Genomic DNA, 9,536 nt, shown 5'->3' on the forward strand with positions numbered 1-9,536 from the left:
ACTCATATTTATGATGTCCATATCAGCAAAAAGTGGCAACAATTATAGTAAAATAATTAACCCAAAGTTGTGAATCAGAAATCACAGACTTATTTTTATCTAAGTACCATCGCTCAAATGCTTTTTCAATGATTTTTATAAATTAACTATTGACAATTAATAATTAATAAATAACTAATGAATAGACCAAAAGTTGGACTACAGCCGTGTTTCCTTGTTCCGCGAACAATACACTCAGAATATCCACTATTTATATATTTACCTGGGATGGATGGTTCTGGTCAACTATTGCGAACCCAAACAGATGGTTTAGAAACTGCTTTTGACGTGCGCTGTTTAGCAATACCGCGAGATGATCTCACTAGCTGGGATGAACTTACCAATAGTGTATTAAAGTTAATTTATGCCGAACTCAAGACCACAACTCAAAGGTCAGTATATCTTTGTGGAGAATCATTTGGGGGTTGTTTAGCGCAAAAAGTTGCCATCGCAGCACCGCATTTGTTCAAGCGGATAATTTTATTAAATCCAGCTTCTAGCTTTCGGATTCGTCCTTTTTTTGACTGGGGTTCCCAATTTACCAATTTAGTGCCTAACTTTTTTTACGATATAGGCGCTTTAGGGTTATTACCTTTTTTAGCTTCATTGCCAAGAATGAGTAGTGGCGATCGCCAAGAACTTTTGAAAGCAATGCGCTCAGTTCCACCCGAAACCATTCGTTGGCGCATATCGTTACTGCGGGAATTTTATATTGATGAATATAAATTAACTCAGCTAACTCAACCGATTTTATTAATTGCTGGTGCTAATGATAGACTTTTACCTTCTACAACAGAAGCCTTAAGATTAGCCAATATTTTTCCTAATTCCAAAATTATGATACTTCCAGAAAGCGGACACGCCTGTTTGTTAGAAAAAGACATCAATCTTTATGAAATTATGCGTCAGAATGACTTTTTAGAATTCAGTAGCAACATTGAATATACAACTTGAAGCCTCGATTAACAATTACCCATTTCTGAACACGGATTGAAATGGATTGCACGGATTTCACTGATTTAATTCGCGATTAACAATTACCCAGTCTCTACCCCCTACTGAATTGTAAGTGAGTAGGGAGTAGTGAGTAGTAAAAACGCTTACATTCATGGGGATGAAAAAAAGTTTTCATGTTGAGTGCCTAATTAACTGTTGACCACAAAAAAATAAATTGTAACTAAATCTACTAGTTTGTTCCTATAGTTGATGGTTAAACTTTGCTCTACGGGTTCTTGTATTGATACATACAAGTTCCTGATTTTGATTGGATATACATAAATTTCAGAGAACAAACTTTTATGAATATTGTAGGGATTTTATTTTTTGCTTTTGGTATATTATTTATTTTGTTTGGAATTTCTCTGTTTACTCCGTTTTTATCATGGTTTGGAAGAAGGTTCAATAGTTCAAATTCTAGTTCTATTAACTATAATCAACCCAATTCAACACGGGCAGCTAGTTTATTTATTGGTATTTGTTGTTTTGTTTTCGGAATATTCATTGCATTTGCCAGCGCGGCACTTTTAAATGTCGGCAATATACAAAACAATCAGGATTTAGAACCAAGAGAAACAGGGGAGCAACAGAAACCTCAAATAAATTATTCAACTCCTTCTATTACAACTAACTCAATTTCATCTCAATACAGATTAAATTGCCCGCCAAATACAGATGGTTTGAATATGCGTCAAGCAGCAAATTTAGATGCACAAGTAATTAGATTAATTCCATGTAATGCAATTGGAATTAAAGATAAAAAAGAAAGATATTTTCAAGATGGAGTAGAGTGGTTTCTCGTAGAATATCAAGAAAATACTGGATGGGTTGCAGGTAAATATTTGAAAATACAAGCGACTCAACCCAATCAAAATACCTTTTCTCCCAAATTAATTACAAAAAAAAGACCCTGACTTCAAGCCAGAGTCCTATCATGGTGCATCTACAGTTTTTATATTCATCATATATATCTTATTGTCCGTATACTCAACCAGAGGGTTTTATATTTTCAATAAAAATTTATATAAACCGAACCTTTTTAAAGTTTCCACGAGGAACTTATAACTAAAAAAGAGATGAGAAAGTAATATTTATGCATTTGGTCATAGCTAAATTGCGCTTTTAGGAGGATGTTTGGATAATCGCCGCTCAGTTATAGATTAAATAGAAAGACTTATATGTATACTAGGTATTTTTAAATGTCAGATCAAGCCTCTGAAAAGAAATTAGAAACACCATCAGAAAAAGATTCTCATACATCCCCCTTAGAATGTCTAGCTAAAACCGTAGGTGAAGTCGGAGAAACCATTACCGATACAGCTTTTGGAGCAGGTATTATTGTTGCTGCTGGTGCAAAAGATGCCGGTTCAGCAGTTGTTTCAACCGTGGGATCTGTAGGAGAAGCAGCAGCAAAACAAACCCACAAAGCCATCGAACAAGCCACCGAAACCGCAGGATATGTAGTCAGTCATATTTCTAATAACTGGCTGATTCGCAAACTAGCCGGAGTCTTAAATTTAAACTGGCTTGTCGGTGCTAGTGATAAGGTTGATTTGGTAAAAGCAGAAGCCGCAGTTAAACACCTCAAACAAAAATATCCCACCGAATCATCCAGTCAACTTGCTCACCGTATTATGGTAGATAAAGCAGTCAAAGCCGGGGGAATTGGCTTAACCACAAGCCTTTTACCAGGTGCTGCTGTAGCGTTGTTAGCAATTGATTTAGCCGCAACCACTGAATTGCAATCGGAAATGATTTATCAAATTGCATCTATCTATGGGTTAGATTTACAAGATGCCGCCCGCAAAGGTGAAGTATTGGCAATTTTTGGTTTAGGATTGGGTGGTGGTCGTCTGTTAAAAACAGCAGGACTGAATTTATTGCGAAATATTCCTTTTGCTGGTGCGGTAATTGGTGCTAGTGCTAACGCGACAATGATTTTTTCTTTGGGATATGCTGCTTGTCGGTTTTACGAAACCAAATTAGATACATCCAAATCTTTAAGCAACGAAGAGACAATAGAGAAATTACAGCAGCAAAGCCAAAAATATTTAGAAACTGCGATCGCGCAAGAAGCGGTAATGGATCAAATATTAGTACATATGATTCTTGCTAGTCATCCAGAACAAACTTGGTCAGAAATATTACCGCAGTTGCAAGCATTAAATCTCAGTTCTAAATCTTTAGAAGCAATCGAGCAAAATATTAAATCTCCCCAACCCTTGGATACATTGCTTAACCAATTAAACCGTGATTTTGCCGCACCTTTATTAGCCCAGTGTTACCGAATTGCCAAATTAAACAACGAAACTTCCTCACTCGAACAAAATATCATTAACGCTATCACCAACAAATTTGATATTGATACAAATTCGGTAGAATGGTCAAAGGTTAAAGGTTAAAGGTTAAAGGTTAAAGGTCAAAGGTTGGTAATCAACAACTGTCAACTGTCAACTTTCAACTGTCAACTGTCAACTAACTAAATCGCTGAACTATTGAATCTGTCAGTACAAAACGCAAATTTTAAGCAATACTGGTACAAGTAAAGTCACTTGTTGGATACGAAATGAATATTCGAGCGAGTAATACACCGCTTTCTGATTGGTCTGGAGATGGTTTAGCGGTAGGATTATTTGAAGATAGATTGGAATTAACTGGCGATTTCGCTGCTTTGGATCAAAAATTAGCCGGTGCTTTAAAAGAATTAATAGATGACGAAGAATTTAAAGCAAAACCTAACAGTACTGCTTTCACCCGTATCAGTGGTGGTTCTATTCGTAAAGTTATTTTAGTCGGTTTGGGTAAAGTCGAGACTTTCAACGCTGAAAGTTTAAGATGTGCAGCGGCAGCAGCAGCTAAGTTAGCTAAAAAGCAAAAATGTAAGTCCTTAGCCGTCAGTTTACCAGTTTGTAATGATGACGCAGCAAAAACTGCTCAGGCGATCGCTGAAGGCATACAGTTAGCGCTTTACCAAGATAACCGCTTTAAGTCTGAGCCGGAAGAAAAAGAAACACAAGTAGAAACCGTAGATTTACTGGGTTTAGGTGGACAAGAAGCTGCCATAACTTGCGCTGATCAAATAGCTTCGGGAGTCATGCTAGCGCGGCAATTAGTGGCAGCCCCAGCGAATGAAGTAACTCCGGAAACTATGGCAGAAATTGCTCAAGTTATTGCTTCTGAACACGGTTTAGAAATCGAAATTCTGGAAAAGGAAGATTGTGAAAAGTTAGGAATGGGTGCTTTTTTGGGAGTAGCACAAGCTTCCGATTTGCCTCCGAAGTTTATTCATCTTACCTATAAACCTCAAGGTACACCCAGACGTAAGTTAGCAATTGTTGGTAAAGGTGTAACATTTGACTCTGGTGGATTGAATATCAAAGGTGCTGGTAGCGGTATCGAAACCATGAAAATGGATATGGGTGGTGCTGCGGCTACTTTGGGTGCTGCAAAAGCAATTGGTCAACTCAAGCCAGATGTGGAAGTTCACTTTATTTCTGCCGCCGCTGAAAACATGATTAGCGGACACGCTATGCATCCTGGTGATGTCCTTAAAGCTTCTAATGGTAAAACTATTGAAGTTAATAACACCGACGCTGAAGGGCGTTTAACCTTGGCTGATGCCTTAGTGTTTGCTGACAAGTTAGGAGTAGAAGCCATCGTCGATTTAGCAACTTTGACAGGAGCTTGTATCGTTGCTTTAGGAAATGATATTGCTGGTTTGTTTACCCCCAGTGATGAATTAGCATCCGAATTGCAAAAAGCTTCCGAAAGCGCTGGGGAAAAATTATGGCGAATGCCGATGGAAGAGAAGTATTTTGAAGGGTTAAAATCTGGTATTGCCGATATGAAAAATACCGGGCCTCGTGCAGGTGGTTCGATTACTGCATCATTGTTCTTGAAGCAGTTTGTTAAACATACCCCCGCTTGGGCGCATTTAGATGTTGCAGGTCCGGTATGGACGGATAAAGAAAACGGTTACAATCCCTCCGGTGCAACGGGTTTCGGCGTGCGGACTTTGGTTAATTGGGTTTTGAGTTAGCTAAAGCAGCATTCATCCCCACACCGTAATATGCAGATTCGGTGTGGGATGAATGCTCGCGAGTTGACGATTCCACAAAGCAGTCGAATTCCAAGCGCAGCGTGGAACAGCGCCGGGGTGGATGAGGAAACAAGCAGTCTCTTGTGGTACGATTGAATCATCTTGACCCTCAATGCCATAAGCGAAAACCAAGCGGTGGAGGTACAGGTTGCAAGAAAAAGTATGTGTCTTGGGAACCAGGACTCCTGCCCTTGGAGGGAATGTAAGACCCTCATGAACTACGGAGTTCTGGCGGCAATTCCCGATGAATTGGGAAGCCCACACTGTACCGTAAGGTCAGTGTGTGGTAGTTCACTTCCTTTCCGGATGTTCAGTATCTTCAATCGAAGGATGTCCCATGAGGTTAATCGCTGCAATCATTTGATATAAGCGTCCTAAATCCCTTTGATTAAAGTACAGTAGCAGTCTCGGAAGTCCAACAGCTTCGTCTGTGCCTTCTTGAGGTAAAGCTTGACTTTTCTCGATTTTTCCTTTTACCAAAATATCGCTGAATTCAGTATTTAGCTTGTCTACTTCAATATCAGATAACTCTGACTTTAAGCGAATCACTAGGCGATCGCCAACGTAACGACTGGAGTGATAAACTTTGTAAAAATGGGTTATGGCATTACAAGCAACTTGTAAATTGTCCGTAACTGTATATAAACTAGGGTCTTCCGGACTTACTAAACCTTTTGCAACTAACTGTTTATCAATATATTCACTCCAAGACTTCCAGTAATCACCACCGGGATGGTCAATTAAAATTAACGGAACTGGTCCAAATTTACCAGTTTGACTCAATGTCATACACTCAAATGCTTCGTCTTGAGTGCCAAAACCACCGGGAAACAAAGCTACTGCATCACTTTCTTTAAGCAAAAATAGCTTACGAGTAAAGAAATATTTAAAATGAATTAGTTTATCGTCACCCTGAATAATTGGGTTTGCTTCTTGTTCAAAGGGTAACTCGATATTCAAACCAAAAGAATTTTCTCGTCCGGCTCCTTCATGTCCAGCGTGCATTATCCCACCACCACCACCAGTAATTACCATAAATCCTAGCTGAGATACGCAGCTGCCAAAATCCCTTGCCATTTTATAATCTGGTGTTTCTGGGGACAAACGCGCCGACCCGAATATGGTAACTTTACGAACGTGTCGGTAAGTATGAAATAATTGGAAACCCCGTTCCATATCCGCCAAAGATGACGATAATATTTTCCAATCTAGTCGGTCAATTTCATCGCCAGCAAGTCGCAATACTGTATTTAAAGTCTGCTGGATGTATTTCCGATTTTTTAATTTCGGTAATTTTTCGATTAACTCAACAATTTCCTTTTGAAGATGCTCTGATGTCACAAAATCATTGGAGGTCATAACAGTTGCCGCCAAAATAACATTATAATTTACTTAGGTTTTTTGTAGAATTTCTTCGCCTAAACAGCGGCGTTTTTAGTCCACAGTCTATTATTTTTAACTTTTCTAACCCTTACAGGGGATGGTATTTCCACTTATTAATTTATAACCAGTAGCATTAAAACCGCAATTATTAGCTAACAATTAATAAATAGGAATTACTATTGAAAAAAGTTGGATTACTTTTTCACACTAAAAAGCACCTCTGGTTAATAAACCCAAGGCGCTGGTGACGGTTGCCGCCGCCAACCTGTGCCGGTGGAGCTAAATAAATTAATGTAGATTTTTATTGAAAAGTATAAAATTGGCTCATCTTAGTATGCCTTGATTAATAGAAATATTTTCTAGCTCCAAAAGTTGCATTCTAAACTTAACTCAATTTGTACCACCGACGCAAGCAGTAAATAGGGAATAGGGAATAGGGAATAGGGAACTGTCAACTGTCAACTGTCAACTGTCAACTGTCCACTAATCCGTTTCAGGAAAAGCTTGTACTTGACCATTCGGTTTAAAGACTGCACGCACTCTGACATTTTGTCCGTTTCGACTAGGAGAAACAAAAGGCTGACCAATTTCTGGTATTCCAGCCTTTTCAACATTATCTCTTGCAGCTTTTCCTAAAGGAAGAATTTGTTCTAAGGCACCATCGACACCTACTGTCAAACTGTATTGTAAAGGCTCTGTTAAACCTCTAGGTGGCTGCCAGCGTTGTTTGAAGTAATTTCTTACCTCTGCCACTTGATTAGTATCGAATAATGTTTCGCTGTTGGCTGCGGCTGTTGTTGTTGATTTGCGCTCGTTATTGGCTGGAATTGCCGTGCGATTGTCTCTCAATTGTGCAGCTAAATCGCTATCAAGTTTAGCAGTATTTGTCAGGGAACTTGGTTGATTATTATTTTGAAGAGATGCAGGTGACTGTTTTGAAGGAACTATGGGAATTATCGGAGTCGATGGGTTCGTAAGTGAGGGTAAACTGGTTAATGGTCTCGTTGTCGAAGGCAAATTAGTATTACCTGGAGAAATTAATGTCGAATTATTTCCCCCTGGAGTTTTAGCAGTAGGAGAATTGGAATTAAAAGAAAGTGTTTGTCCTCCAGTTTGCGGTTTTATTGCTGTACTACCGCCTAAATTACTGCTATCGGGTAGTAGGGGAATATTCGATAAACTACTGTTAGGATTTGTAGAAGCTGGGGGCAAAGTGCTACCCGGAGTTGTACCCAATCCCAAAGTCGGATTAGGTGATGTCAATGAAGGTAAAGAGGCATTAGGCACGGTTAAACCAGAACCTAAAGTTGGTAGCGGTGATGCATTCGGTAAAGGCGTAAGTACAGAATTGGGTGTTGGCAATAGGGTAGGAGAAACATCATTACCTATTTCTTGGTTTGCTGTCGCCACCGTTTCACCAGTCTGCCTTTGTTCTCGAAGCCGATTAGCGTATTGATAGGTTAATGGCATTAAACCTAAACCTAATACTAGTACCGCTGCAACAGGTGCCCAAGCAGGGATTGCCAAGCTATTTCTACGTCGTTGAGTGACGGTAGGCATTGCCACAACATCAGTCGTATATTCATCTAAAGCTGTTGCCAAATCAAATAATTGCAGCAAACTCAGTTGAATTGAAGAATTACCAACTTGCGAAGCTAAGGAGCCAAGAAACAATTGATGAGTCAAATGGCTGCTTGGTTGTAAATAAATATTTCCATTTCCCCTAGAAGCAAATTCGTTTCTAAAACTAGAAATATCTGGTTCCGAGTTAGAAACATCTTCTACTGCTCTGGTTTCAGAGGTATTATTCACAGAATCTGCCTTAACTCTTGAAGCCCAGAAATTTTCTGGTGACTGTTGTAAAATTTCCTGTACGTAACTTGAGACTGCTGTATATAAAGCTTCCAACTGGTCCCGGTCACCTTGGACTACGACTTTTTCCTTTTCTGGTTGTCGCGGATCATCAAAACTGAGATTAAATCTGACCTGCTTGATAACGGATTTACCCATCCAACGCGACAAAGGAGAACTTTGCGCCAAGACTTCTAACGTGCAGGTAGGCGGCGTATACCGACGAATTACTGAATTTGATAGAGGCATGGCAGTAAATGCGTCTTGGACATTTCAAAATTTGGTTGAACGATCTATAAGTGCTAGCCACAGACGGCGATGTCCACCGGAACCACTGTAGAAAACTAAATCTATCAGCAGTTTGAGCGCTAAATTGGTAAGTACGTCTGTGGAGATTTTTTCATCCTCTTCCATCCGCTCTTGATAAGTATTGCAGAAAGCATCAATGTAGTCTCCTAATAAAGCAGAGAAATGAGGCTCACGATTGTTCTTAGCTTGCTGCTCTAATAAGTCAACAGCACGACGAATTAACTCTTGGTGCTGTTTGGCAAGATAGCAAGTAATCAAAACTAGCGATCGCGCTTCTTCTACATCTAATTTTTTTCTGCCTCCTTGACCTTTACGTATGGGGTTAGATTGGCGTAGTCGCCACAGCGCCACCCGGTCTGGCACTCTTGATTCTAAATTAAGATTAATTGCCGCAGAGAGCATTGCCTCGGAACCAATGCCAGTCAAAGCTTCTAGCGCCAACAGTACCAAATCAATCTGGGCTTTAATATCGTCCCATTGAATGGATGTTGGGGCGGCAATGTGATTTAAATCATCCCACTGGGAACTAATAGTGGGTGAATCGCCAGCAGAGTGCATAACTTTAAGCATAGGTGATCGGGCCTTTTGGGACTGTTGCTGTTACCCATTTTGAAACCAGACTCCCAACATTTTATATTGGTTTCCACAAGCTTTAGCAAAAAAAATGCAATTTGGCAAGCTTTTTAGTTGATTTGGGTCAACAGCAATTTGTCTTTCACCTACTTTAGAATCAATTTCTATTTTATTAAAGAGCAATTTTAAATTAAAAATGTGGAATTGGTAATTAGTAATTGGTAATTGGTAATTGGGATACCTTCGACGAAAATGTGAGTCATCATCACCCCATCCCCTTGTCTCC

8 protein-coding genes are annotated in these 9,536 nt (G+C 39.5%); 4 read left to right on the top strand and 4 right to left on the bottom strand.

Annotated elements, in window-relative coordinates; translation table 11 throughout:
• The first annotated feature begins 177 nt into the window (after nucleotides 1-177).
• The 4 genes from IQ247_RS15535 (at nucleotide 178) to IQ247_RS15550 (ending at nucleotide 5,074) form a co-directional block, all read left to right on the top strand.
• Nucleotides 178-993, top strand: coding sequence for an alpha/beta fold hydrolase (locus IQ247_RS15535; RefSeq protein ID WP_193921452.1), 816 nt, complete (start codon nucleotides 178-180; stop codon nucleotides 991-993).
• Between the two features lie 344 nt (nucleotides 994-1,337).
• Nucleotides 1,338-1,949: an SH3 domain-containing protein gene (locus IQ247_RS15540; protein WP_193921454.1), complete on the top strand. Its 612-nt coding sequence runs from the start codon at nucleotides 1,338-1,340 to the stop codon at nucleotides 1,947-1,949.
• Nucleotides 1,950-2,234: 285 nt separating this feature from the next.
• Entirely contained in the window at nucleotides 2,235-3,437 is a 1,203-nt protein-coding gene (locus IQ247_RS15545) for an EcsC family protein (RefSeq protein WP_193921455.1), read from the top strand.
• 164 nt (nucleotides 3,438-3,601) lie between these two features.
• Nucleotides 3,602-5,074, top strand: coding sequence for a leucyl aminopeptidase (locus IQ247_RS15550; protein ID WP_193921456.1), 1,473 nt, complete (start codon nucleotides 3,602-3,604; stop codon nucleotides 5,072-5,074).
• 351 nt (nucleotides 5,075-5,425) lie between these two features.
• On the opposite strand, the gene IQ247_RS15555 is transcribed toward IQ247_RS15550, so the two are convergent.
• The 4 genes from IQ247_RS15555 to IQ247_RS32620 form a co-directional block, all read right to left on the bottom strand.
• Nucleotides 5,426-6,493 (bottom strand): LOG family protein, encoded by a 1,068-nt coding sequence (locus IQ247_RS15555; RefSeq protein WP_193921457.1) that lies wholly within the window; start codon nucleotides 6,491-6,493, stop codon nucleotides 5,426-5,428.
• Between the two features lie 507 nt (nucleotides 6,494-7,000).
• The gene (locus IQ247_RS15560; protein WP_193921458.1) at nucleotides 7,001-8,617 is read right to left on the bottom strand and encodes a DUF4335 domain-containing protein; all 1,617 of its coding nucleotides are present in this window, start codon (nucleotides 8,615-8,617) and stop codon (nucleotides 7,001-7,003) included.
• A 24-nt stretch (nucleotides 8,618-8,641) separates the two neighbouring features.
• The gene (locus IQ247_RS15565; RefSeq protein WP_193921459.1) at nucleotides 8,642-9,247 is read right to left on the bottom strand and encodes a DUF3038 domain-containing protein; all 606 of its coding nucleotides are present in this window, start codon (nucleotides 9,245-9,247) and stop codon (nucleotides 8,642-8,644) included.
• Between the two features lie 30 nt (nucleotides 9,248-9,277).
• A partial coding sequence (locus IQ247_RS32620) for a hypothetical protein (protein WP_228059776.1) occupies nucleotides 9,278-9,536 on the bottom strand: 259 nt, incomplete at its 5' end.

This window comes from Plectonema cf. radiosum LEGE 06105 (assembly GCF_015207665.1).
Classification (GTDB): domain Bacteria; phylum Cyanobacteriota; class Cyanobacteriia; order Cyanobacteriales; family Nostocaceae; genus Rivularia; species Rivularia radiosa_A.

What these genes read in the sequence shown, in the direction of transcription:
- IQ247_RS15560 (WP_193921458.1), bottom strand. Translation starts at nt 8,617, where the DNA reads ATGCCTCTATCAAATTCAGTAATTCGTCGGTATACGCCGCCTACCTGC.
- IQ247_RS15535 (WP_193921452.1), top strand. Translation starts at nt 178, where the DNA reads ATGAATAGACCAAAAGTTGGACTACAGCCGTGTTTCCTTGTTCCGCGA.
- IQ247_RS15545 (WP_193921455.1), top strand. Translation starts at nt 2,235, where the DNA reads ATGTCAGATCAAGCCTCTGAAAAGAAATTAGAAACACCATCAGAAAAA.
- IQ247_RS15565 (WP_193921459.1), bottom strand. Translation starts at nt 9,247, where the DNA reads ATGCTTAAAGTTATGCACTCTGCTGGCGATTCACCCACTATTAGTTCC.
- IQ247_RS15555 (WP_193921457.1), bottom strand. Translation starts at nt 6,493, where the DNA reads ATGACCTCCAATGATTTTGTGACATCAGAGCATCTTCAAAAGGAAATT.
- IQ247_RS15550 (WP_193921456.1), top strand. Translation starts at nt 3,602, where the DNA reads ATGAATATTCGAGCGAGTAATACACCGCTTTCTGATTGGTCTGGAGAT.
- IQ247_RS15540 (WP_193921454.1), top strand. Translation starts at nt 1,338, where the DNA reads ATGAATATTGTAGGGATTTTATTTTTTGCTTTTGGTATATTATTTATT.